Source organism: Aquimarina macrocephali JAMB N27 (genome assembly GCF_000520995.1).
GTDB classification, from domain to species: Bacteria; Bacteroidota; Bacteroidia; order Flavobacteriales; family Flavobacteriaceae; genus Aquimarina; species Aquimarina macrocephali.
Genome location: NZ_JACA01000022.1, coordinates 77456 through 103017, shown reverse-complemented (window position 1 = coordinate 103017; position 25562 = coordinate 77456). Strand labels below are relative to the sequence as shown.

Annotated in this window: 22 protein-coding genes and 1 riboswitch; of the genes, 11 read left to right on the top strand and 11 right to left on the bottom strand. The window is 32.5% G+C overall.

Annotated elements, in window-relative coordinates:
• Positions 1 to 67: 67 nt before the first annotated feature.
• From Z054_RS0113775 to Z054_RS0113755, 5 genes are all read right to left on the bottom strand, one after another.
• The gene (locus tag Z054_RS0113775) at positions 68 to 1246 is read right to left on the bottom strand and encodes a trans-sulfuration enzyme family protein (protein WP_024770643.1); all 1179 of its coding nucleotides are present in this window, start codon (positions 1244 to 1246) and stop codon (positions 68 to 70) included.
• Positions 1243 to 1668, bottom strand: a complete 426-nt coding sequence (locus Z054_RS0113770; protein WP_024770642.1) for an OsmC family protein — start codon at positions 1666 to 1668, stop codon at positions 1243 to 1245. Before Z054_RS0113770 ends, Z054_RS0113775 begins: the two co-directional genes overlap by 4 nt.
• A 145-nt stretch (positions 1669 to 1813) precedes the next feature.
• Positions 1814 to 4228 carry a bifunctional aspartate kinase/homoserine dehydrogenase I gene (gene thrA, locus Z054_RS0113765; RefSeq protein WP_024770641.1) on the bottom strand — a complete coding sequence of 805 codons (2415 nt, stop codon included), beginning with the start codon at positions 4226 to 4228 and terminating at the stop codon, positions 1814 to 1816.
• Between the two features lie 13 nt (positions 4229 to 4241).
• Complete coding sequence (locus Z054_RS0113760) at positions 4242 to 5204, bottom strand: alpha/beta fold hydrolase (protein WP_024770640.1); 963 nt, start codon at positions 5202 to 5204, stop codon at positions 4242 to 4244.
• An 81-nt stretch (positions 5205 to 5285) separates the two neighbouring features.
• A complete protein-coding gene (locus Z054_RS0113755; RefSeq protein ID WP_024770639.1) occupies positions 5286 to 6572 on the bottom strand; it encodes an O-acetylhomoserine aminocarboxypropyltransferase/cysteine synthase family protein in 1287 nt (428 codons plus the stop codon).
• Positions 6573 to 6694: 122 nt separating this feature from the next.
• Positions 6695 to 6803, bottom strand: a riboswitch (SAM riboswitch).
• A 331-nt stretch (positions 6804 to 7134) separates the two neighbouring features.
• On the opposite strand from Z054_RS0113755, the gene metK reads away from it, so the two are divergent.
• The 3 genes from metK (at position 7135) to Z054_RS0113740 (ending at position 9842) form a co-directional block, all read left to right on the top strand.
• Positions 7135 to 8391 (top strand): methionine adenosyltransferase, encoded by a 1257-nt coding sequence (metK, locus tag Z054_RS0113750; protein ID WP_024770638.1) that lies wholly within the window; start codon positions 7135 to 7137, stop codon positions 8389 to 8391.
• 213 nt (positions 8392 to 8604) lie between these two features.
• Complete coding sequence (locus Z054_RS0113745; protein WP_152538557.1) at positions 8605 to 8979, top strand: hypothetical protein; 375 nt, start codon at positions 8605 to 8607, stop codon at positions 8977 to 8979.
• Positions 8980 to 9488: 509 nt separating this feature from the next.
• Positions 9489 to 9842 (top strand): hypothetical protein, encoded by a 354-nt coding sequence (locus tag Z054_RS0113740; RefSeq protein WP_152538556.1) that lies wholly within the window; start codon positions 9489 to 9491, stop codon positions 9840 to 9842.
• A gap of 78 nt (positions 9843 to 9920) precedes the next feature.
• On the opposite strand, the gene Z054_RS0113735 is transcribed toward Z054_RS0113740, so the two are convergent.
• Positions 9921 to 10343 (bottom strand): DoxX family protein, encoded by a 423-nt coding sequence (locus tag Z054_RS0113735; RefSeq protein WP_024770635.1) that lies wholly within the window; start codon positions 10341 to 10343, stop codon positions 9921 to 9923.
• 90 nt (positions 10344 to 10433) lie between these two features.
• Complete coding sequence (locus tag Z054_RS0113730) at positions 10434 to 11618, bottom strand: heparan-alpha-glucosaminide N-acetyltransferase domain-containing protein (protein ID WP_024770634.1); 1185 nt, start codon at positions 11616 to 11618, stop codon at positions 10434 to 10436.
• 296 nt (positions 11619 to 11914) lie between these two features.
• Here Z054_RS0113730 and Z054_RS28530 point away from each other — a divergent pair, with 296 nt between their 5' ends.
• Positions 11915 to 12286 (top strand): DoxX family membrane protein, encoded by a 372-nt coding sequence (locus tag Z054_RS28530; protein WP_051473749.1) that lies wholly within the window; start codon positions 11915 to 11917, stop codon positions 12284 to 12286.
• A 179-nt stretch (positions 12287 to 12465) separates the two neighbouring features.
• On the top strand, positions 12466 to 12807 hold the full coding sequence (locus Z054_RS0113720) for a hypothetical protein (RefSeq protein WP_024770633.1): 342 nt from the start codon (positions 12466 to 12468) through the stop codon (positions 12805 to 12807).
• Between the two features lie 79 nt (positions 12808 to 12886).
• On the opposite strand, the gene Z054_RS0113715 is transcribed toward Z054_RS0113720, so the two are convergent.
• The 3 genes from Z054_RS0113715 to Z054_RS0113705 all read right to left on the bottom strand — a co-directional run bounded on the left by Z054_RS0113715 (position 12887) and on the right by Z054_RS0113705 (position 17137).
• Positions 12887 to 13405 (bottom strand): DUF302 domain-containing protein, encoded by a 519-nt coding sequence (locus tag Z054_RS0113715; RefSeq protein WP_024770632.1) that lies wholly within the window; start codon positions 13403 to 13405, stop codon positions 12887 to 12889.
• A 50-nt stretch (positions 13406 to 13455) separates the two neighbouring features.
• The gene (locus Z054_RS0113710; protein ID WP_024770631.1) at positions 13456 to 16200 is read right to left on the bottom strand and encodes a carboxypeptidase-like regulatory domain-containing protein; all 2745 of its coding nucleotides are present in this window, start codon (positions 16198 to 16200) and stop codon (positions 13456 to 13458) included.
• 109 nt (positions 16201 to 16309) lie between these two features.
• Positions 16310 to 17137 carry a GLPGLI family protein gene (locus tag Z054_RS0113705; RefSeq protein WP_035091931.1) on the bottom strand — a complete coding sequence of 276 codons (828 nt, stop codon included), beginning with the start codon at positions 17135 to 17137 and terminating at the stop codon, positions 16310 to 16312.
• A 154-nt stretch (positions 17138 to 17291) separates the two neighbouring features.
• Between Z054_RS0113705 and Z054_RS0113700 the strand changes: the two genes are divergently transcribed.
• The 4 genes from Z054_RS0113700 to Z054_RS0113685 all read left to right on the top strand — a co-directional run bounded on the left by Z054_RS0113700 (position 17292) and on the right by Z054_RS0113685 (position 20894).
• Positions 17292 to 18764 (top strand): sensor histidine kinase, encoded by a 1473-nt coding sequence (locus tag Z054_RS0113700; RefSeq protein ID WP_024770629.1) that lies wholly within the window; start codon positions 17292 to 17294, stop codon positions 18762 to 18764.
• A complete protein-coding gene (locus Z054_RS0113695) occupies positions 18757 to 19437 on the top strand; it encodes a response regulator transcription factor (protein ID WP_024770628.1) in 681 nt (226 codons plus the stop codon). The genes Z054_RS0113700 and Z054_RS0113695 overlap by 8 nt, the downstream gene beginning before the upstream one ends.
• Positions 19438 to 19609: 172 nt before the next feature.
• Entirely contained in the window at positions 19610 to 20224 is a 615-nt protein-coding gene (locus tag Z054_RS0113690) for a deoxynucleoside kinase (protein WP_024770627.1), read from the top strand.
• 13 nt (positions 20225 to 20237) lie between these two features.
• On the top strand, positions 20238 to 20894 hold the full coding sequence (locus Z054_RS0113685; protein WP_024770626.1) for a DUF2461 domain-containing protein: 657 nt from the start codon (positions 20238 to 20240) through the stop codon (positions 20892 to 20894).
• 43 nt (positions 20895 to 20937) lie between these two features.
• On the opposite strand, the gene Z054_RS0113680 is transcribed toward Z054_RS0113685, so the two are convergent.
• Positions 20938 to 22179 (bottom strand): 3-deoxy-D-manno-octulosonic acid transferase, encoded by a 1242-nt coding sequence (locus Z054_RS0113680; RefSeq protein ID WP_024770625.1) that lies wholly within the window; start codon positions 22177 to 22179, stop codon positions 20938 to 20940.
• 207 nt (positions 22180 to 22386) lie between these two features.
• Here Z054_RS0113680 and Z054_RS0113675 point away from each other — a divergent pair, with 207 nt between their 5' ends.
• Positions 22387 to 24189 (top strand): T9SS type A sorting domain-containing protein, encoded by a 1803-nt coding sequence (locus tag Z054_RS0113675; RefSeq protein WP_024770624.1) that lies wholly within the window; start codon positions 22387 to 22389, stop codon positions 24187 to 24189.
• Positions 24190 to 24299: 110 nt separating this feature from the next.
• Complete coding sequence (locus Z054_RS0113670; RefSeq protein WP_024770623.1) at positions 24300 to 25445, top strand: DegT/DnrJ/EryC1/StrS family aminotransferase; 1146 nt, start codon at positions 24300 to 24302, stop codon at positions 25443 to 25445.
• Positions 25446 to 25562 lie beyond the last annotated feature (117 nt).

Below are 25562 nucleotides of genomic sequence, written 5' to 3'. Positions count from 1 at the left end.
TTCCCTAAGTTTTTTCACAAAAACGATGATAGCTTAGTATATATAAATCTTTTTTCAGTTGTGGCTTTCATATCTTTTCCAGAGCTTGCTCTATATCCAATATAATATCATCAATATGCTCTAGACCCACAGAGCAACGTACCATTCCATCTGTAATCCCAACAACAAGTTTATCTTCATCTGCCAGTTTACTGTGTGTTGTTGAGGCAGGATGTGTAATTATGGTTCTGGTATCACCAAGGTTAGCAGACAGAGAACACATTTGTACACTATTAAAAAAAGTTTTACCTCCTTGCACTCCTCCTTTTACTTCAAAAGCAATAATATTACCTCCCATTTTCATTTGCTTTTTGGCAACTTCGTATTGTGGATGAGATTTCAAAAATGGGTATTTCACCCAGTTTATTTTAGGATGTGATTCTAAAAATTCTGCTAGTTTTAGTGCATTCTCACAATGACGATCCACCCGAACTGCCAGAGTTTCTAAACTTTTAGATAATACCCATGCATTAAAAGGCGATAGTGATGGCCCGGTATTACGCGAAAAGAGGTAAATTTCTCTTATCAGTTCTTTTTTACAAACAGTCACTCCTCCCAGAACTCTTCCTTGTCCGTCAATTAACTTAGTTGCAGAATGAATTACTAAATCTGCGCCAAACTTAATTGGGTTTTGTAAATATGGAGTCGCAAAACAGTTATCAATGACCAAAAGTAGGTTGTGCTTTTTTGCTATCGCTCCCAGCAATTCTAAATCTAAAACATCTACCCCTGGATTTGTTGGGGATTCGGCATATATAATTTTTGTATTGGGCTGGATTAAACCTTCTATTTTATCCACCTCATCTACCCTAAAATAACTGGTTTCAATATTCCACTTTGGAAAATACTTGGTAAATAAAGTATGTGTAGAACCAAATACAGATCGAGCAGAAACAATATGATCACCAGCATCTAATAACGCAGCAAATGTAGAAAACACTGCTGCCATACCTGTTGCAAATGCATACCCATCTTCTGCTCCTTCTAATTTGCAGATTTTATCTACAAATTCTGTTGTATTAGGATTACTAAAACGGCTATATAGATTTCGTTCTTTCTCTTCTGCAAAAGCAGCTCTCATTTCTTCTGCATCTTCAAAAACAAAGCCCGAGGTTAAATACATTGGTGTAGAATGCTCTAAAAACTGTGTTTTATCAGTTTGCGTTCTTACCGCTTGCGTTTCAAAATTTAAACTTTCCAGACTCATATTTCTTTATTATTAACCACAACCTTGTACTCTATTGTAGCTGTAGGTTCTAATGTTTTGGATACCGAACAATATTTCTCAAATGACAATTCTGCTGCTCTCTGCGCTTTTTCTGGAACAATATCCCCCTCGAGATAAACGGTTACCGTAATTTTCTTAAAAGGTTTTGCCCCATCAATTTCTTCGCGAGCACCATCTACTTCTGCTCTATAGCCTGTAATTTCTTGTCGTTGTTTCTTTAAAATAGAAATCACATCAATAGCACTACATCCTGCTACTCCCATTAAAACATATTCCATTGGACTTGGAGCCAGATCATGTCCTCCAACTTTGGCTGTACTATCTATATATGTTACATGCCCTCTTTCGTTTTTTAATTCGAAATGATAATCACTGTCTATTCTTTTGAGTTGTATTTTCATTTTATTTTGTTTTGGGCGCTCCCCTGATTAATCAGGGTCGGGCTTTCAGCTATATCTTTTGTAATCTGTTAGAAACCCTTCGACTTCGCTCAGGGTAACAGGATTACAAAAGGATGTCGCTTCAATCCCTAACGCAATTATAATTTTATCCTTTTTCTGCTAATCGTAACACATCTCCAAACACTCCTCTTGCTGTTACTGCTGCTCCAGCACCTGCTCCCTGAATTACAATAGGCTGGTCTCCATATGACTCTGTATAAATCTCAAATATAGAGTCGGAACCTTTTACTTGTCCTAACGCACTACTCTGAGGTACAGAAACTAATTTAACGTCCAAATTTCCTTTCTCTTGCGACAAGTCACCCCAAAGATCACCAATATATCGTAATACATGATCAGGTTTTTGCTCTTCTTTAACATTTTTATATACGATATCTAACTCTTTTAGTCTTCCTAAAAACTCTTTTGCTTCTCCAGCTCTTAGTTCTTCAGGAATTAGGTTATGAATATTAATATCTTCAAATTCGTTACTTAGATCCAATTCTCTTGCAAGAATTAATAATTTTCGACCTACATCATTACCACAGAGGTCTTCTCTTGGATCAGGCTCTGTAAATCCATTATCAATTGCCTCTTGTAATACCTCGCTAAAAGGTCGTTCTTCTACAGAAAAAGTATTAAACAAATAACTTAGTGATCCAGAGAAAACTCCTTTGATTCGAGTTATATTTTCACCTGACAAATGTAACAACTTAATAGTATCAATCAATGGTAATCCGGCTCCTACATTAGTTTCATATAAATACTGCTTTTGATTTTCTTCTAGCTTTACTCTTAATTTTTTATAAAAATCAAAACTTAATGTATTGGCAACTTTATTAGAGGAAACCAAATCAAAACCATGTTCTACCAAATTTATATAGTTTTCGGTAAACCCTTGACTAGCTGTATTGTCAATAGCTATTAGGTTTTCTAAATGATGATCATCTGCAAATCGAATCACATCTTCAACTGCATATGAAGTTCCTTTTTCATTGATGGCATCTTTCCAATTTTGAACTACCCCATTTTTATCCAGAAGTACTTTTCTAGAATTCGCTACTGCAAAAATATTGAGGCTAATCTTTTTTCGTTTTTCGATCTGCTCTGAAGATTTTAAAATTTGATCTATCAAGGTACCTCCTACCAGTCCATGACCAAATATAGCTATGTTGATTTTTTTAGAAATTTCAAAAATCTCACCATGAATCACATTTAAGGCGCGATGTAATTGTTCTTTTTGCACTACTAAACTCACATTCTTTCCTGTAACTGTATTATTAAACAGTAATGGAATTACCTGATTTTTTATCAGTGCATTATATGGTTTATGAAATGTGCTTAAATCCTGGCCGATAATAGAAATCACAGACACATCTTTTTCTATTGAAATACCACTCACATCACGTTTATAAAAATCAGATTCGAATTCTTGCTCTAATATAGATTTAGCTTCTTTTGCCTTATTTGCTTCGACAACAAAACCTATTCCCCGTTCTGATGAACCTTGTGAAATAATACTAACACTAATATTTTTATGGGCTAGTGCCTTAAATATTCTCGCATCTACCCCTACTTTTCCCAGAAGACCTCTTCCTTCGAGATTTATTAGAGCTACATTCTCTAAAACCGAAAGAGATTTAATTCCTTTTTCACTGGTCTCTGATGTAATCAGGGTTCCTTTATTTTTATGATCAAAAGTATTCAGAATCCTAAGTGGGATATTCTTTTCAATTAATGGAATTATAGTTTTCGCATGTAAAATATTAGCTCCAAAATACGCTAATTCATTAGCTTCTGTAAATGACAGCTTTTCAATCTTTATAGCATCGGGCACCAGTTCAGGATTTGCTGTATAGATCCCATTTACATGAGTGAAATTTTGTAATTCTTCTGCTTCGAGATAATTAGCTAATAATGATGCTGTATAATTACTACCATTTCTTCCTAAAGTAGTTGTCTCATTTTTGGTATTAGATGCGATAAACCCAGTAACTATATTTACCGTAGCACCATTATACGTTTGAAAATGATTAATTACATTTTCTTTAGACAATTTATCAAGAGGCTGGGCATCTCCAAACTGGGCATCTGTTATGACAAGAGTTCTACTATCGGTAAAATTAGCATTGATATTTTTCTCTTTAAGGATTTGCGTTACCAATTTAGCCGAAATAACTTCACCTTGTGATAGTACCTGATCTTTTATCCTCTTGCTATAGTCTTTCAAAAGTGAAACTCCTTCAAAAAGTTTATCTAATGTCTCGAACTCCTGAGTAAAATCAGCATTATCAAAATCGGAAATTTGATATTTTTTAAATGCTTCTAACTGCAACTGATAATTTTCACCATTAACAGCTTTTTCAAGAATTCTCTCAAGTTCATCAGTTGTATTACCACGAGCAGAAAGGACAACGGTAATCTTTTCGCCATTTTTTACCTTATCTTCAATTATATCAATCACTGCATGAATTCCTTTTCCGTTAGCGAGTGATTTTCCTCCAAATTTTAAAACTTTCATTTTTTCTTTTTCTTTAAAATACATCTTTCAATAATGCATTTAATTGTTCAAATTCTATTAAAAAGGCATCATGACCATGAACCGAATTAATTATTTTATGAGTAACATTTTGTTTTACTTCTTTCAGTTTTTTGAATGTAATCTTATCTTCTGCTGCTGTAAAAAACACATCAGAATTTACACTTATGATATGAATATTGGATTGGATTGATGCAGCTACTTTATTAAAATCTCCTCGTCCTTCGGTTATATCGATATTCGCCAGAATATAATTTAGTTCCTTATAGGCAGAAAGTTCAAACCTACTATCTAGTCGTTCTCCATGGTATAACAGCCAGCTTTCTATATTGTACATATCTTTTTCATCATTATACGTACGGTTAAATTTTTGCTTAAATGATTCTGGAGATCTATAGATTAACATAGCATGTAATCTGGCATCATGAACTGGCGCTTTAGAATTCAATAAAATCTGTTCTTGAACCAAACAATTAGCCTTTAACCAATCGGTAGATTTCCAATCTGTAGCCACCGGGATTAAATGAGTAATTAAACTAGGGTTAAGAGCAGCTAATTCCCATGCAATTCCGCCACCAACAGATCCCCCAATTACGGCATGTAGTTTATCTATTTTTAATAGTTTTAGTCCTTCAGAGAAGATAGCAGCAATATCTCGTGCATTAAATATTTTATATTCTTCAATTAAGTTTTCTTCTTTTCCATCATATCCATTTCCTGGAATATTAAAAGACAAAACGGTATATCTATTGGTATCAATGCACTTATCTTTTCCTATTAAACCGTTCCACCAACCATGCTCTCCACATACGGCAGAATTGCCTGTAAGAGCATGATTAACTAAAACAATTGGTGCCGTATAAAGGGGTTTTCCAAACACTTCGTATGTGAGATGAATCTGATCAATAGATCTTCCCTTTATCGTGGTATAGTTTAAGATGTCTAATTTTTGAAGCATTATTTATAATTTCTTTGAGGTTATTTTGGTAATCCTCTTATTATAAATCCTTTTAGAAAGGATAGAGATTTTTTTGATCTTTTAAATTTTGACTTTTACTTTATTAAAAGCTTCTTTTAAATCTTCTTTTAGATCCTCAATATCTTCGAGCCCAACTGATAACCTAATCAAATCCTGAGTTACACCAGTAGATGCTTGCTGCGCAGAATCTAATTGTTGGTGTGTAGTACTGGCAGGATGTATAATTAAAGACTTAGAATCCCCAATATTTGCCAGTAAAGAGAAAATTTTTGTTTCATCAGCTACTGTTTTAGCTGAATCAAAACCTCCTTTTACTCCAAAAGTGATGATTCCACTTTGCCCTTTTGGTAAGTATTCCTGAGCTAATTCGTAGTACGTATTATTTTTGAGTCCAGGGTACTTTACCCAACTTACTTCTTCTTGCTCTTCTAACCATTTAGCAAGTTCTAATGCACTTTCACTATGCTTTTTTATTCTGATTTCTAAGGTTTCTAAACCCTGCAAAATCTGAAACGCATTAAATGGGCTTAGTGCAGCTCCATGATCTCGCAATCCTTCTATTCTGGCTTTTGCTATAAATGCTGCCGGCCCTAATGCATCGTGATATACTAATCCGTGATATCCAGGTGAGGGTTCTGTAAACTCAGGAAACTTACCACTAGACCAATCAAAAGTTCCTGCATCGATAATTGCTCCTCCAAGAGATGTCCCATTACCACTAATATATTTTGTAAGTGAATGAATTACGATATTAGCACCATACTCGATAGGATTAAGAAGTGCCGGTGTAGCAACTGTATTATCAACTATCAGAGGTACTTTATAGGTTTTGGCTTCAGAAGAAATCGCTTTTAAATCTAATACATCCAGCTTTGGGTTTCCTAATGATTCTACAAAAAATGCACGTGTATTCTCTTGTACAGCATCTTTAAAATTATCCGGATTTGATGGATCTACAAAAGTTGTTGTAATCCCAAATCTAGGTAACGTGACATTTAACAAGTTGTATGTTCCACCATATAAACTACTGGATGCAACTATATGATCGCCTGTTTTTAATAAAGTTAGTAAAGTCGTATTGATTGCTGCTGTACCTGATGACGTTACTACTGCCGCAATACCACCTTCTAAAGCTGCAAGACGTTGCTCCAGAATGTCATTTGTTGGATTATTTAATCTCGTATAAATAAATCCTGTTTCGGATAAATTAAATAGATTGGCAGCATGATCAGAATTGTTAAAAACATATGATGTTGTTTGATAAATAGGCACTGCTCTTGTTCCACCATTGGCCGACACATCATGACCTGCATGTAAAGCTCCTGTTGCAAATTTTTGTGTACTCATAATTTTCTATTTTAAATTTTTAAACAAAATTCAAATACATCAAACACTCGATTATAGTAGTGTATGTAAATAGAAAATTAAAAAGAAAGGAAAACGACAATTACAAAAATTGAAATTGTATCGAGTTATCTTCTCCCGATTAATCGGGATAGAATTTAGCACCTTCTTTAATAAATCAAAGGGTTGCTAAGGTTTCACAGGGTCTATTCCCTCCACCTTTCTTAATAACTTACTAATATGTATAAGAAACTTCGGGGACAAAGCTAGTAATTATTTTTTAATCACATCATTTTTCTTTCGAAAATTATTTTGCTAAAATTGACCTAATAAAAATAATCTTCAATAAAGAAAATTAATGATACGTTAAATGCTTTTAAGTATTATCATTTTTTTTACCTTTGCCAAAATATTTTTCAGGGAAAGATTTGACTGATTGCAACCCGAATACTGAAATAATTTTTTTTTACAGTATAAAAATGCTAAAGCAGTTCGATTAAGATATTCTGTCGAAAGCTTCACATTGCAATTACGCCTAAGTATTTTTCCATAAAAACAATAAAGAATGGCATATTTATTTACTTCAGAAAGTGTATCTGAAGGACACCCAGATAAAGTAGCAGATCAGATAAGTGATGCATTATTAGATAACTTCTTAGCTTTTGACGCTGATTCTAAGGTAGCTTGCGAGACGCTTGTAACCACTGGTCAGGTTGTACTTGCTGGAGAAGTAAAATCAAAAACATATCTTGATGTACAACATATAGCAAGAGATGTCATCAATACTATTGGATACACCAAAGGTGCATATCAATTTAGCGGTGATTCTTGTGGAGTAATTTCTCTTATTCATGAACAATCGCAAGATATAAATCAAGGGGTTGATCGTGAAAATAAAGAAGAGCAAGGTGCTGGTGACCAAGGAATGATGTTTGGATATGCTACTAAAGAAACTGCTAATTACATGCCATTAGCTCTTGATATTTCGCATAAAATATTAATTGAATTGGCCAAACTAAGACGTGAAGGCACAGAAATTCCTTATTTGCGTCCTGATTCTAAAAGTCAGGTAACTATCGAATATAATGATGATAATGTACCTCAGCGTATTGTTGCCATCGTTGTATCTACACAGCATGATGATTTTGACAGTAATGATGATGTAATGCTGAGTAAAATAAAAAATGATATCATTTCTATTTTGATACCTAGGGTAGTTGCTCAATTACCTAGTTATATTCAACAATTGTTTAATGATCAGATCACATATCATATTAATCCAACTGGAAAATTTGTGATTGGTGGTCCTCATGGAGATACTGGTCTTACCGGAAGAAAAATTATAGTTGACACTTATGGTGGTAAAGGAGCTCACGGTGGAGGGGCTTTTTCGGGTAAAGACCCAAGTAAAGTAGATCGTTCTGCTGCATATGCTTCTAGACATATCGCCAAAAACCTTGTAGCTGCAGGAGTAGCAAGTGAAGTATTGGTACAGGTATCTTATGCAATTGGTGTTGTTGAACCTACTTCTATTTTTGTAGATACTTACGGGAGTAGTTCTCTTGGATTAACAGATGGTGAAATTGCAGAAATAGTAGGCAAAATCTTTGATATGCGTCCAGCTGCCATCGAAAAGCGCCTTAAATTACGTAATCCTATCTATCAGGAAACAGCCGCTTATGGTCATATGGGTAAAGAACCACAAACAATTACTAAGGTTTTTGAAAGTCCATATTCTGGTAAAATTGAAAAGGAAGTAGAGCTATTTACCTGGGAGAAACTTGATTATGTAGAAGCGGTTCAAAAAGCCTTTAAAATATAGCGTTTATCTGGTTTTATAGTTATTCATCGAAAAATTAGGTGAAGCCTTGAAAAAATGAGGTTTTCCCGTATTATGAAATCAAGTATTATCATTACATTTATCCTGTTAACATAATAAGATACAAAACATATCTATTCTGAGGGGAAATAATTTTGGTATGTTTTTTAGAATTTTAGTGTATCACTATTGATTAATACATTTAAATTTAGGGAAATGAAATTAAAATTTGCATTGAGCATCGCTTTTTTATTAGTATGTAGCATGTCTTTTGGTCAAGATTTTGAAAATGATCTCACTTCGGTAAAAACCATTGATAACCAAATTCAGGAAGAGCAATATAGTACTGATAAAATTGCCATGACAGATCGTTTGGTAATACAAGCTCCTATAAGAATGAAGGATAAGGATTTTTATAGCAAGAAAGAGTGGCGAAAAATCAAAAAGCAGCTCAAAAAAAATAAAAAGAGAGTTTCTAATGCAAAAAACAGTATCTACGCTTCTAAAGTTATGGATACTATATACATAGATATTCCCGCATATAATACTCTGGTAGTAATCAATCTCGATTATCAGGTTGGTAAACTATAATTAGATCGAAAATATTCTGGAAAAAAATTATTTTTTTCAATTACCTTATTTTGCTTTAATTAATATATAGTTATTTCTATCTTATATAAAATCTGACGTTTTTCACCATTTTGTGAAATAATAAACAGACCTATTTTCTTGAAAACAGTACTGTTTTCAAGAAAATAGGTCTGTTTATTTTATATTCCAAAACAGCTCTCACCCCGTATTATTACTTGATTAGCTCAATATTTTATGCTTTTTATTAGAAAAAAATAAAATAAAAATTTCACTTCATATATAGAAAAAAATATGAGTAAATACAGCACTTCTCAGCTCCTTTTAGGGGAAAAATCCCTGTACTATATTGCGGTTTTTCCGTATTCAAAATTGAATTAGTATAACTATCTTAGTGACTGAAGATCAGATGCTTATTTAGCATCTAGATTGTAAAAATTAATCTTATTTAAACTTTCATAAATAACTTCAATTTTATACTTATGATCACTAACCCCCCAAAATCTAAAAAAATGAAAATGAAAATCGCTATGACTACAGTAGTATTGCTATGTATAACATATTCATCAATAGGACAAAGTAATACAACTGATTTCAAATCTATTACTATCACTAATAATACGCTACAAAAACAAAACCTCTCTTATACTACTAATTCAATAGAGGCAAATGAAAATGTAGCCCAGCGATCGAAAAACACCAATAGATATAGTGAAAAGAAGTGGAAAAAAATAAGAAAACAAATTCAAAGAAATAAAAAAAGAGTTTCTAAATATAAAAGCAATGTTTATGCTTCAAAAAAAATAGACACTATATACTTAGACATTCCCTCCCATAATGGAAAATCTCGTTTATCGGGATGGTAAAAGAAATAAAAAACCGCTCGGTGAGAGCGGTTTTTTTATTTTTAAAATGTATTAAATTCATATTTTATCTTCACAGCTTCACTGTTGCATTTTTAAATAGTAATCTACAGAATGTTTCCCAGAACCATAGAACAAGAAAAATATACATAATAACAAAATTATACTGGCAATAATAAGATTTGCTACGTTCATTTCTCCTATAAAATTAATAAGAACTGCTCCTATTAATAATGGAAGTTGTGCCGTAACTGACCATCGTGTTAGTAGCCCAAAAGAAATAAGTAAACCTCCTATTAAATGTGCTGGAGCTACATAATGAATTATAATCATAGCCCCTGCAAGGTTTTGAACCGGTTTAATAAGATCTACAAGAATCTGGCTATTACTAATAAAATTTATTCCTTTTATAAATAAGAAAACTCCTAAGGCAATTCTTAATAAATCTAACGGATAATACGTATGTGCATTAGCCCATTTGTTTAATGATTTTATTGTTGGCATGACAAAATGAGTATTGATTAGACCACTATAAGATACTGATTTTTAACACAATAAAAAAACAGTCAACTAACCAATCTATAGATTACAATATTATCGCCTCGTATATCTAATGTTTCGATATGTACGAATAATAGTATTTCTAAACAGCATAAAAGCTTCTGGCACGGTAGCTTTCATCTTCTGATTTGTAGAATTAAGCAAATGGTGTACTTGAAGCTTCAGTTCTTCTTCATATTTATAATAATACAAAACCGTTGTACATACACCAATTATAAACAATAATGCTCCTATAAAAACTTGTACCGGCGTCAAACTGTGATAAAAAAAGCGACTAAGTCCCAATCCGAACCAGCTTCCGTAAAGTACAAAAAAGTGAACTATATAAATAGATAGTGTTCTCCCTCCTATTTTGGTTATCATCTGATTTGTAAAATAGTTTTTCACCAAAATAAATACAGAAAAAAGCATACACACATTTCCTAATCTTATAAATAAGAAGTTGTTATAAGCTACTGATTTAAAAACACCAACACCCGTTATACTGTATATCACCATTAATATGGTCGAAGAATAAAATACCAATACCACTCCTACAGATAAAAGTGCTATAATAGCATAAGGGTAAAACATTTTTCGTTTTCCGTATTTCAAAAATAAGCTAGCCATAAAACTACCTATACACACATACCCAAACCAGGGTAGTAACGTAAAAATAGATCCATTTCTATTGGTGAAATAATTCGCAACTGTTTTCGGTAAAAACTCTAATATACAACTACCATACATTGGTTGCAGAAGAAAAATAATCACTCCAATGCTTAACACTATGTTCTGAAACCAAGCTTCATTAATTCGGCATAAAATAAGATATACTCCTATCAACAGCAATAATGACGTACCTATACATTGTAATACATCTACATAGAAAAACGAAGGATTTACTGTTCCTGTAAAAACTTCATAAAAGCTTAATCGCAATAAATACCCCCAAAAAATAACTTTAACGGCACGTTTTACACCTTTTAAAACCCTTGGATTATCTATTCCTTTTGTGTTTTGCTTTAGTAACAAATACGTGAAAATAAAGCCGGTTATCGTAAAAAATGTTGGAGCAGTCATTCCTCTAAAATACTCCCATACCGTATACACAAGATTACTTTTATCCCTGTACACATCTCCCAAAAGAGAGTGTACAAAATGCCCCTGAAGCATCATAAGAATAGCAAATGCCCGAATTGCATCAAGAAAATGCAATCGACTAGTACGTTTAGTCATTATTATGGTCTTTGGTTAGGTTGTTCCCAAAAAACGAGTTTTCGGGTTGTATTATTGCTTAAAAAAGCGCAAATCTAGGTAATTTTTATTGGTTTCTATATTGATTTTTAGGTGTTTATCTCTAAATCCCTAATATTTGTGGGATTTTACGTAAAACAATAATGCTAAAAAGCGCCCTATATCGATAGTTTTATGACTTTAACCCTATATTATCGTTAAGAGCTCATGTATAACCCGGCAATTTTAAAAAGGTTAATACGTTAAACAATAATACTAATAACCAAAATCTTCAATCTATGAATACAAAAGTAATTTTAGGAATTAGAATAGTTTTTGGCCTTGCCATTTTATTTTTTGGATGTAATAAATTATTTTATTTTATGGATCCACCAGCTCCTTCAACCAAAATAGCTATAAGTTTCTTAAAAGTTTTAGTATCCTCTAAAACTATGATGCTGGTGGCTATTGTAGAGATCTGTGCAGGGGTTGCTTTATTAACTAATAAATTTGCTCCCTTAATGATGGTCATTCTAATGAGTGTATCTGTCAATGCGTTTTTATATCACATTAAACTTGATACCGAAAATTGGATAATAGGTGTTGTGTTCTTGGCCCTAAATATTCTTATGCTATATATCTCTATAGGGATCACTATAAAGAACTCCTAAAAGCACAGTAACAAATAGAAATAAAAAGATGTCTAAGCGGGCATCTTTTTTATTTCTATTAAAGTATCACTTAATTGGCAATTATAAATTATAAAAAACAAATCCTACACTTCACGTAAAGAAAGCTTGGTTTTGGCATCTTTATTGGTGTCTTTTTTCAATAAATAAAATTATCCTTTATGAAAACTGATACCTATACCAAGTCTATAATTACAATTATCGCTATTTGTCTTGTAATTATTGTAATAAGAGATATTGATATTATTCCAAAAGCATATGCAAACAATGTCCCCCCTACAAACTATGGGTTACTCCCTATTAATGATGATGGATCTATAACGGTTCGATTAAGCAATACTGATGAGATCGATGTAAATATTAAAAATATAGATACTTATGATAAGCTTAAAATAGACCTTAGCACTATCAGCACACAAGATGAATTGGATATTAATATTGATGAAATAGGAGGAAGTTATGTATCCAGTGGTGGGCCAATCAAGGTAAAACTACAAAATTAGCCTCCAGAAATAAAATAGTATTTATTTCTGGAGACATCTATATTGAATATTGGGCTAACTCAAGTACTGTAATCGATTATTATGCTCCTGTGGCTCCTTTTGAAAGATTATCTAAAGCTTTGGAAATAATTGTCAAGACATCATCTTTACCAATAATCTCATGGCGTAGCTTTAAAAATTCAGGATCATTGTACGAAACATGAACAACATCTTTATCATCTTGCCATATTAGAATCCTTTGTGGAAGATCTAATCCTGTAATTTGAGAATTCTGCATCAAAGGAGTTCCTAACTTCGGATTACCAAACATAATTACTCGTGTTGGGTTCAATTCTAGATCTACCGATGCCGCATTAGCCTGATGATCTAATTGTGCTATAATCTTTAGATTAGGATTATTGGTAATAATCTCTATTAATGTATGATAAGTATCTTCAAAGCTTTTAGAGCTTACTTTTGTGATTATGCCTTGTTTTTTAACAATTTCCATTTTTTGTTGCGAATTCGTTTGTACAGCTTTGGACGTATCATTTTGATTTTGATTACATGATATCATTACTATTAGCAATAAAACCCCCAATATTTTATATGTTCTCATTATAGTTTTTTTAGGTTGTATCTAATTGGTCGTAATAATCTACACTATAATTACAGATTATATTTTATACTTAAAATCCAGTAACGAGGCTGAATTACATAACTCGAAGTACTACTATATAATTCATTAAAACTATCTCTATTAATACTTTTGGTATCCAATACATTAGTTACAGAAAACTTATACTCCCACTTACTGTCTGGTTTTTGATAAAATAAATCTGCATCCCAGAAGCTATATTCGTTTAACATAGTTTCTGTATTGCGATACTGGTAATAGTTATAAGACGACTTTAATAAAAAACCTTTGGCAAAAGACCAATCTAACCGAGCAAATGGTTGGCTCGTATAAAATGTATTTTCGACCCCATTATTATCATAATCATTGACTGTAAGACTGTATCCTAAATCAAAATTAGGTCCTTTTTTAAAGTTTGTAGACCATTCTGTTTTATACATTTGGGTAAGACTTATACTTTTACTGAGCAAAGTATTTACAATGGTATTGAAAGCAGATCGGTTTATATTTACATTTAAACCTCCTTTTATTTTACCAAATGTTCGACTAATACTTCCATTGGCAGAAAAAATTTGATCCGCAACATTAGAATTTATAGGAGTATCTATCCTATTTATACCTGTAATCGTACTCGTATTTTTAATAGGATTACGTCGGTCACTATATGTTAGTTGAGCAAAAATATTAGTATAACTAAACATATTAAAATTGAAGTAGTTTATGGAATAATTATCATATAATGAATTTTCCAGGTTTCGGTTTCCCTGAAATAATGAATTATAGTTATTAAACACATAACCAGTTGCTAAACGATTAACATCGGTATACTCTGCGGTTATCGAATAGTTAAACCTTAGACTTTCACTTTGTCTTAATTGAGCTAAAACAAAAAGATCTGGTAAAACCTGCCATTCGTTCTGGGTTATTTTAGTACCTAATTGTTGATCTTTTAAACCATAGTTATGTACACTCACCCCTGGATTAAATGTAAAAATCCCTTTAATAAACTTATAATGCAGGCCAGCATATACATCATTAAAGTTATATTTCACCTCATTACTAAATTCACCAGCCTCAAAATTATTCTGGTTTCCATTATCCAAAATCTGAAAAATGCTTGAATCAAAGTTTTGAGTACTTAGTGTACTTCCGAACGTAAGATTGAGGTTACTCTTTTTGTTAATCACATAATAATAATCCAGTTTCGCGTCCAACTTACTGGTTTTCACCTCTTTTTTTTGATTAATACTATAGTTTGAAGATTCCTCTAATGGATCAAAAGTATCTGAATCTGGAAGTAAAGGGTCATTTATTTGTGTAAAAACACCCCTAAAAGGAATTTCTGCTCGTATTGCATTATAAAAGGGATCTTCATCTTGAAATAAATGCCGTGCTTCTAAAGAGAAAATATGTTTTGTATTTAGTGTATAGTAAGCATTCATATTTTGTTGTATCGAAAATGGAGAGCTTTCAAGTCTCTCATTTATATCTTCAGAAACAGTTGATCTTGTAGATAAGAAAGTATCCTCTTCTTTTTGTTCAGAAAGTTTTCCGAGAATATCATAATCTAATCTAAAATTGCTACTAGGCCTATAACTTGCATTTAGTTTTAATAATCCCAACGTACTCCGCTGCCTGGTATTATCAAAAGTTTCTTCAATTGTATTATCTGTAGGATCCGGGGTATCATCAACATAAACTCTTCGGGTATTGGTTATTAAATCTACTTTGTTATCACTCACAATTCCATAACCGCTAATATCCAATTTCTTATTGGCCATAAGATTAAAGTTAACTGCACCAAATTTGGTATTAATTTCATTGGCTCTATTATTTTGTAGTGCAGCAAACGCAAGGTCATCTGTAGAAATACTAAAAGACGTACCTCCACGCCCTAAATTTCTAAAACCTCCTGTGAAATTAAAGTAATCCATCATCGTAAAAGGAACTTCACCAATATCATTAATATCTGTAAGGACATTAATACTGTACTTTGGACTATAATAAAACAGTTTAGGTTTAATTATATAGCGCTCTGTCTCCCCTACTCCTGCACCAGCGGTTATATCACCAAACCAAAAATTCTTTTTACCTTCTTTCAATTTAATATTAATGGCTACCTGATCTTGCGAATTTCGTAGACCTCGCATCTGGCCAACATCATCATAATTTCGCAATACTTCTACCTTATCCAAAGCATCTGCGGGAATATTCTTTGTCGCCAGTTTAGAATCTCCATCAAAAAAATCTTTTCCTTCTACCATAACCTTAGAAACTGTTTTGCCTTCAACTTCAATTTCACCATCTTCATTAACCTCAACTCCCGGTAGTTTTTTCAGTACATCTCCCAATTTTTTTTCTGTACCATTGACAAAAGAATCAGTATTATAGACTAAGGTATCTCCTTTTACTACTACTGGCATTTCATAAACGATTTCTACTTCATCCAGACTATTTTCTTCAGGCCTCATCTCAAAATCAATAACTTCATCATTGGTAGATATAGTAATTGATTTTGTTTCTGCTGTAAGACCAATAAAACTTACTTTCAATATGTATGTTTCATTCGCAGGAACCGAAATTTTATACTTACCCTTATCATTCGTTATTCCGTAGCTGGCCATCGTATTATCCAGTTTCTTATATGCAATCACATTAGCCATTGTTATAGGGCTGCCTAATGAATCTTTGACAAAACCTGTGATTTGTACTTTTTGGGCAGTAGATGCCAGGGTTATCCCAAAGAGGAAAACCAATAGTCCTAGTTTTTTGTACATTTTATAATGATTTTTATCTATTTCTATAACAAGAGTTATAGAAGCAGTAACTCTTAATGAAGAGTAGAGTTACTGCTATATACTTATTTTTTTAGGTTCGAATATAAACTTACCCTCCTATTCGTATTCGTATTGATTCTCCATCCCCTCGTCTTGATTCCCGATCTCTCATTTCCTTCATTTTTTTCTCTACAATTTGCTCAAATTTTTCTTCTGTGACCTCTTTCCCTTTTGTCGGTTCGCTAATGTTTACTTTCTTTTTTGGGTTCAGTACTATTTTAGCACATAGTATACTTTGATCTCCATCATTGATTTCTAATATTAAACCAGGAAGTCCCCAATAATTTCCTGGACCGTTAGATACAGGTATCTCTGGAGTATACCATGCCGTAATTGTAATCTCCTCTTCTTCTGGCTCGGTCACTTCATCATTATCATCATTGGTACTAATTCTCATATTTTGAATGCGTTGCCCCATTCGTTTTGCTGTTGCCTTATAGCACGTATAATTTCCTATCTTTTTTGTTTCATCTTCGAGTTTCCAATCTAATTTTTCCAAGTTGTCTTTTACCAGAAATAGCTTACCCATCATATCTTGTTTCCTGGCAAAACGTTTTTCTTTAATATTTTTATACAAAATGTTAGATGCTCCGGATCCTGCAACTACAATTTGAACTCCCGAAGCTGGTTGTGGTGTTCCCAGATTTTCTTCTTCTCTATATACCGATTCTGTAGCATTAAAACTCAATCTATATTCTTTTTGAAATTGCTTTTTCAACATTTCCTGAAGCTGTTTTTGCATATCAGCATTCATTTTAGAATCTTCCATATTAAGATCCATTTTTCTATTCGTCTTATACGTTACAATGCCTTGAAAATCCTGTGCAAACAAGCCTTCAAACACAAAAAGTAATATCAATATCATAATTCGTATCATAGTTATTTTTTTGATGAAGTGGAATAAACTTTTTTCAATCACTTCGATTAATACGTTACAAATATGAAAACTGAACCCTAACCAGAAGGTTAACCAATGTTAACGTGTGTTAACCGATTGGTTTTATATAAGATAAGAACCTTACTTTTGAAGTATGCGAAAAGGAAGCTACAAGAATATATTATATTTTATCACCGCTGTAATTGTAATTACATTAAGCATACAGGTGTATTGGAATTATAAGAACTATCAAATCGGAAAACAACAATTAATTAATGAAGTACAAATAAGTTTAGACAATGCCGTAAATCAATATTATACTAAACTTGCTGAAGAAAATACAATAGGGTTTGTCTCAGATTCTACCAACCTTAAAAATTTCTTAGAAAACGGAGATTTCAAAATATTACTAAAGAAAATAGATTCTGATACTATAAATTTTAAAAGATTCCAGATTCCAGATAGTATAGACATGACTGGTATATCTATATTTAATGAAAGTGAACACGAACATAGAGGGAGTCGTAGACGCATATCAGTGACTACCAATAGATTTAAAGATAGTACAAATCAAAATGATCTATTTAAGCAACTTACTTCTAAAATTGTAGTTTCGATTACTCAAGATTCGCTTCAACTTCAAAAAATAGATTCTTTGGTGCAGCAGGAATTTTTACGTAAAAAAATTGCCGTAGATTTTGGGCTAAAGTTCAACGATACTTTAGGAGAAAAAAAAGAAACTAAAAGCGATATTATTAACTCTGCAATTCTAAGTACTTCTTCAAAATCATTATATCTACCAAAAACAAGTTCATTACAGTTATTTTTTACTAATGAAAAACTAGTCATATTTAAAAAAAACCTAATCAGTATTACTCTTTCATTTTTATTAGTGAGTGCGGTGATTGCATGTCTTTTATTTTTACTAAGAATCATTAATCATCAAAAACATCTGGCAGCACTAAAAAACGACTTAATAAGTAATATAACTCACGAATTTAAAACCCCAATTGCCACCATAAGTGCTGCTCTGGAAGGGATTCAAAATTTCAACCAGGATAATGATCAGGAAAAGACAAAAAAGTATATCGAAATGTCTTCTGGTCAATTAAACAAACTTAATACCATGGTCGAAAAGATCCTGGAAACAGCTACATTGGATAGCGATGAATTACAATTAAATCTGGAGGAAATAAATTTAGTACCGCTAATTCAAACCATTGCAGAAAAGCACAAAGTAAATTCGCCCCTAAAAAATATAACTTTTACCAATTCTCATGAAAATATTAGGAGAAAAATCGATGGGTTTCATTTTGAAAATGCAATAAATAATATTATTGACAATGCTATTAAATATGGAGGAAACACAGTAGGTATTAGTATTACAAATACAGATTCACACAGTAGCATAGAAATTAGAGATAATGGTACAGGATTAACCAAAGCTCATAAAGAGAAAATATTCGAAAAATTCTATCGTGTACCCAAAGGAAATACACATGATGTTAAAGGTTTTGGTATCGGTCTTTTTTATGCCAAGACTATAGTTGAAAAACATGAAGGAACTATACAATTATCATTAGATCAAGGGCTAACAAATTTCAAAATCACTTTACCTAATGACTAAGACAATCGAAATACTACTTGCAGAAGATGAACCCTCTTTAGGTCAAATCATTAAAGAGAGCCTGGAAACCAGGAACTTTAAAGTACATCTGGCTAAAAATGGTGAAGAAGCCTATAATTTATATAAATCTGTAAAGCCAAAACTACTTGTTCTGGATGTTATGATGCCTAAAAAAGATGGATTTACTCTGGCTAAAGAAATTAGACAAGAAGACAACACCATTCCTATTATATTTCTTACAGCTAAGTCTCAAACACAAGATGTTGTAGAAGGATTTACTATTGGCGGTAATGATTACCTAAAAAAACCTTTTAGCATGGAAGAATTGATCGTAAGAATCAATAATTTACTACATCGTATTACATTGCAACAGAGTGCAGAAATTATTAGTTTTGGCGCCTATACTTTTGATTTTCCTAAACAATTACTCTCCTATAAAGAAGAAACACAACAACTCACACATAGAGAAGCTCATCTGTTGTTTCACCTAATCAAAAATAAAAATCAAGTACTGGATCGTTCAATGATTCTCAAAAAACTCTGGGGTGATGATGATTTTTTTAGTGGTAGAAGTATGGATGTATTTATCACTAAACTTCGCAAAAAACTAAAACAAGATGAATCCATCCAAATTATTAATGTAAGAGGATATGGATATAAACTAGTATGCTAAAATCAATTTTTGTACGTTACTTATATTGATTAAACGAGCACTTAAGTTTTTAAAACATGCATCTTACCGAAATTCTTTTCTATCCTTTTTATGTTCGCCATAAAATCCACTATATTTACGCCCACACTATAACGTACATTTTTACAAAACACCTCAAGAAAAACAATCAACTATGCATATAGCAATAGCTGGAAATATCGGAGCCGGAAAAACTACATTGACCCGATTACTTGCTAAACATTATAAATGGGAAGCTCATTTTGAAGATGTATTAGAGAACCCTTATCTAGAGGATTTTTATAATAAAATGGAGCGTTGGTCTTTTAACCTTCAGATTTATTTCCTTAATAGTCGTTTTAGACAAATATTAGATATTCGTGAAAGCGGAAAAGATATTATCCAGGATAGAACGATCTACGAGGATGCCTATATTTTTGCCCCAAACTTACATGCAATGGGGCTTATGACCAATCGTGATTTTGAAAACTACAGGTCTCTTTTTGATCTTATGGAAAATGTAGTCGAAGGTCCTGATCTATTGATTTATCTTAGAAGTAGTATTCCTAATCTAGTAAATCAGATTCATAAACGTGGACGTGAATATGAAAATACAATTAGTATTGATTATCTAAGCAGGCTTAATGAACGATATGAAGCTTGGGCACATGATTATGATAAAGGCAATCTTCTTATTGTGGATGTAGACAATATCAATTTTGTGGATAATCCAGAAGATCTGGGGAACATTATAAATCGCATTGATGCCGAGCTAAACGGGTTATTTTAATCTTTGAATCGAGATGGATTTTAATGCACTCTTTCAGTTTTTACAAGGTTTACAGGCCAATAATCATAAAGAATGGATGGATGCTAATAGAAAACAGTATCAAACTGTTCGTAATTCATTTATACAATGGCTAGATGAATTGGATGTGAAATTAGCCGCAATCGACCCCAATTACTATCCTACATCGGGTAAAAAAGGAATTAATCGCATTAACAACAATTTACTTTTTCATCCTAATAAACCTGTATACAAAGATCATTTTGCTGCTGGATTGGATCAACGCACCAAGCAAGGCGATTTTTATATCCAAATTGGGATTAACGAATGTGAATTGGCTGGTGGTTATTGGAGGCCAGAGAACAAAATGCTTAACAGTATTCGAGAAGCGATTGACTATAATGGTGAAGAACTAGTTAAGATTTTGAATAAAAAAAGTTTCAAACACACTTTTGGAGAGATGTACTTAGATAAGGATAAGCTAAAAACTACTCCCAAAGGTTACCCTTCTGATCATGAATATATCGATCTGCTTCGTCATAAAACATTTGCTGTAATTCACCCCTTAACCAAAGAAGATATCCTTAAAGAAGATTTTATGAATAAGGTGATTACAGTGTATAAAGAAATGCTTCCGTTTAGGCGGTATTTTAATCAGGCTGTTACCGTATAGTTGTTAAAAGTAAAAACCAGCATGACACTTTGTTGTTTTTATTCTAATTAATTTTCTTAATTAAATACGCCATAATCATTGCCGTAGCACCCGTATTACTATTGATAAAGTGACCAGAAATCATCCCCGTTTTTTCTCTAAACTTTTTATCCTCGACAAGTTTATTTAATATCTGATTAAATTCATCTTCACTTGAAACTGAAAATAACCCTGCCAATTTTTGAAGTTGCTTAGCCTCTCTAAATTTTTCAAAATTCTTACCAATAATGATTGGGATTCCAAAAGTTGCTGGTTCTAAAATATTATGCAATCCTCCTGTTCCCATAGCCCCACCAACATATGCTATATCTGCGTAGCTGTATACCCGAGATAAGTATCCGATAGTGTTCATTATAAACACCTGCTGATCTTTCAGCACTATTCCTTCTTTTTCAGAATATAAAACGGTTTTCTTTTTAATCTTTTGTTTTAATGCATTTGTACTACTATCTTTTATTTCATGAGGAGCAATAATAAAACAAACCTCATTAGAGGCGCAATTTATATACTCCATAAAAATTTCTTCATCTTCTGGCCATGAACTCCCCATCACTATACAAAGTCGTTCATTAATAAATTCTGAAATAAAATCAACATGGTTATCCATTTCAATTTGGTGTGACACACGATCAAAACGTGTATCCCCACTCAAAGTAACATTAGTGAAACCTTGTTTTTCTATTAGCGTTTGGGATATTTTATCCTGAACAAAAAAGTGATCTATGGTCTGCAAAGCTTTTCTCATAAAACCACCATACCATTTAAAAAACGCCTGATCTTCTCTAAATGCCGCAGATATAAACACTGCCGGAATGTTTCTGCTTTCTAATACTTTTAGGTAATTAGGCCAAAATTCATATTTTACAAAGACAGCAAGTTCAGGTTTTACAAGCTGGATAAACCGAATAGCATTTGCATTTGTATCCATAGGTAGATACACAATAATATCAGCCAAAGTGCTATTTTTTTTGGCTTCGTAACCTGAAGGGGAAAAAAAAGTGACTACTATTTTATGAGTAGGATACTTTTTCTTTAGCGCTTCTATTACAGGAACACCTTGCTCGTATTCTCCCAAAGATGCACAATGAAACCAGATAATACGATCTTGAGCAGGAAAATGTTTCTCAAGAGTTTCAAAAACTGTTTTCCTTCCGTTAGCAAACAATTTGAGTTTAGGGCTTAACAGACCTATTACAGGAAGTAAACCATTAAATATTGCAATAAAGATGTTATATAAAATGCCCAAGAATGATAATTTTTATGAATTGCTAAAATACATTTCTTCCTATTAAAAAAGGTAATTATCTATCACAAAAACCTGATTCTAAGGGTTAAGATAACTGCATTAATATTTAATTTAAAGTAAATAAAACCCAACAAAATGATCTTTTTCACAAAAGAAAAGCAACAAAATAGTTAAATTAACATCAACTATTACACAAACTCTATATTTATGAAATTAAAACTTACTTTAATCGCATTATTTTCATGTGCAATATTATGTTCTCAAAACTTTAACGAAGTACAGCTTCCTAAACCAGACAAGGTATCTCCCTTTTTTATTGGCCCCTTGTTTAAATCCACAATTCATTATGGCGCCACTCCTCCTAATTATAATGGAAAAATAATCCTTTTTAACCATGGTTATATAGATCTTAATCAATCTCAGTTTCTGTTTAATAATTCCTTTTATCAAGAAACATACAATGAAGGATATCAAGCTGTTTTTGTTGCCACTACGAGAGGTGGAGGAATCTGGGTAAACGGAAAATTATTAGCAGAATCTATCGATATTGTTACCCAAAAATTTAATGTAGATCAGGTATATCTGGTTGGGCATAGTAATGGTGGAAAAGCTTCAGAAGCAGCAATGTTCACTTATAAAAAAAAGGATAAAGTAGCATTGGCCTTTGCTCTTGGAACTCCTTTTTGGGGAACATATCTGGCAGATATTTCTCAGATGCCCTGGTTAAACTGGGCATGGAAACTTACTGGATTAAACGAAGGAGCACAAACCTCGACCACATATTATTGTAGAGATGTAGTACGACCTTACCTGGATAATCATCCGGATAACGAACCAGAAAAGTTTATTGTATTGGGAGCTTCTGGTTTTTACAAAGGATCTACCATTGCTGCTCCAGCTTTTTTACTAACAGGAGGGTTTCTATTTCCAATTCAAGGAGCTAATGATGGAGTAGCACCGTATAAAAGTACACTTAGACCTGGTGCAGAATATGTCTTCAGAAAAAATGATCCCAGAGCAATTATTGATCACCTGGATATTAGTTTTGGACAGTTTAGTTGGTCTTATATAAAATCTTATATCGAAAACCGTTCTTTAAAAAGTGCTATTGTACCGGATAGTAAATTCGATAGCTCCAAAATAACAAGTAACTATTATATTATTTATTCTGAAAATGAATATGATCAAATACTACTGGATAAAGGTTCTAGTTACGCGGTAGCCGAAGTCATACATGAAAATCCAACTGCTAGTTTTGAAGTTTTTGATAAAAACCTTCAAAAATTGAATATTCGCAAAAGCTCTAGCCATGAAAATCATAAAACCATTATTCCTATTTCCGAAAATAATATAACCTTAAAAAGTAATTCTCGATTTACGGCATTTATCAAACAAAACAGTGGAATATTAATGTCTCTAGAGCAGCTTTCTATGAGTAGGTATCCAATACTAAAAGTTGATTTATACTCGGATAAAAAAGATTCTCAATTATTTTTGAATACTCAAGTTCATGGTGTAATACTCAAAACTTCAGAAATAGATGGTACACCAGTACAAAGTGATCCCGAGATGATTACATTTGATGAGAATGACCATAGCTTCTATTTTAACACTAAAAATCTAGAAAAAGGAGTGTATAGTTTATTTCTAAATTCAGAAAATAAAAATAATTTCAGAAGAAGTATTATTTCTGGATTTGTAGTTGGAGATGTTGAAAACAGTTTAAATGAGGTCGAGGATGAGAGTCACATATATAAATCCGAAAAAGCAATTTGGATAACACCAAATTCAGTCAAAAATCAAGCATTTTTATCTGTTCTGGGGTATGTTTTACCAGATCCATTTTCTATAAAAATATACGATATCACAGGAAAAGAAATTAAGAACTTCAGGATTCGAACAAATCAAAATTCACAATATCATATTTCAGAAAAACTGAAAACATTACGCAGCGGCGTTTATTTTCTTAATATTCAAGGTTTTAAATCTATTAAGTTTATTAAAGAATAAATCCATGCTCATATATTGTTTATCGTTAATAAAAATTATATCAAAACCTTGTATCGCATTGGCAATAGCATCAATATTTTGTACTTTCGTAAGGTTACAATAAAACATTTATGAAGAAGATACAAATGGTTGACCTTAAGGGGCAATATCAACAAATCAAAGAACATATCGATTCATCTGTTCTCGACGTTATACAATCTACAGCTTTTATTAATGGCCCAGAGGTACATAGTTTTCAAAAAGAACTAGAAGATTATCTCGGTGTAAAACATGTTATCCCTTGTGCTAACGGTACAGATGCATTACAGATTGCAATGATGGGATTAGGCCTTCAACCTGGTGACGAAGTAATTACTGCAGATTTTACTTTTGCTGCAACAGTAGAAGTAATTGCATTGCTACAACTTACTCCTGTTCTGGTAGATGTTGAACCTGATTCTTTTAATATTGATCCCGAAGCCATTAAAAAAGCAATTACTCCAAAAACGAAGGCTATTGTACCTGTACACCTATTTGGTCAATCTGCCAATATGGATGCTATTATGGCTATTGCCAAAGAACATGATTTATATGTAATTGAAGATAATGCTCAAGGTATTGGAGGAAGTTATCATTCTAAAGATGGGAGTACTTCAAAATCCGGAACCATAGGTCATGTAGCGTCTACCTCTTTTTTCCCTTCTAAAAACCTAGGATGTTATGGAGATGGTGGTGCTATCTTTACTAATGATGATGATCTGGCTCATACCTTACGTGGAGTAGTAAATCATGGAATGTATAAAAGATATCATCATGATGTCGTGGGGGTAAATTCTCGTTTAGACTCTATACAGGCAGCAGTGCTAAGAATAAAACTTCCTAATTTGGATCACTATAATAATGCCCGACGGGAAGCAGCAAAAAAATATACTGCGGCTTTTGCCGATCAGGAGCATATTATTACTCCAACTATTATTGACAAAGAAGACACACATGTGTTTCATCAATATACGCTTAGAATAATCGATATAGATCGTGATGCTCTGGCTAAACATTTAAATGATAATGGAATTCCTTGTGGCGTTTATTACCCTATCCCTCTGCACAGTCAAAAAGCATATCAGGATGAACGCTATAATGAAACTGATTTCCCTATAACTAATCAGTTGGTAAAAGAAGTTATTTCTTTGCCAATGCATACAGAATTGGATGATGAACAAATTGATTTTATCACCAAAACGGTTATTGATTTTGTAGGCAAATCTGTAACAATCTAAAACATTAAAAAAACATAAGACAAAGTCAAAAAACATTAAAGAAGTTTTTCTTTAATGTTTTTTGACTTTGTCTGAAATAATAGAAGAAAAAGAAATCTATCTTCTAAAAATCTAATT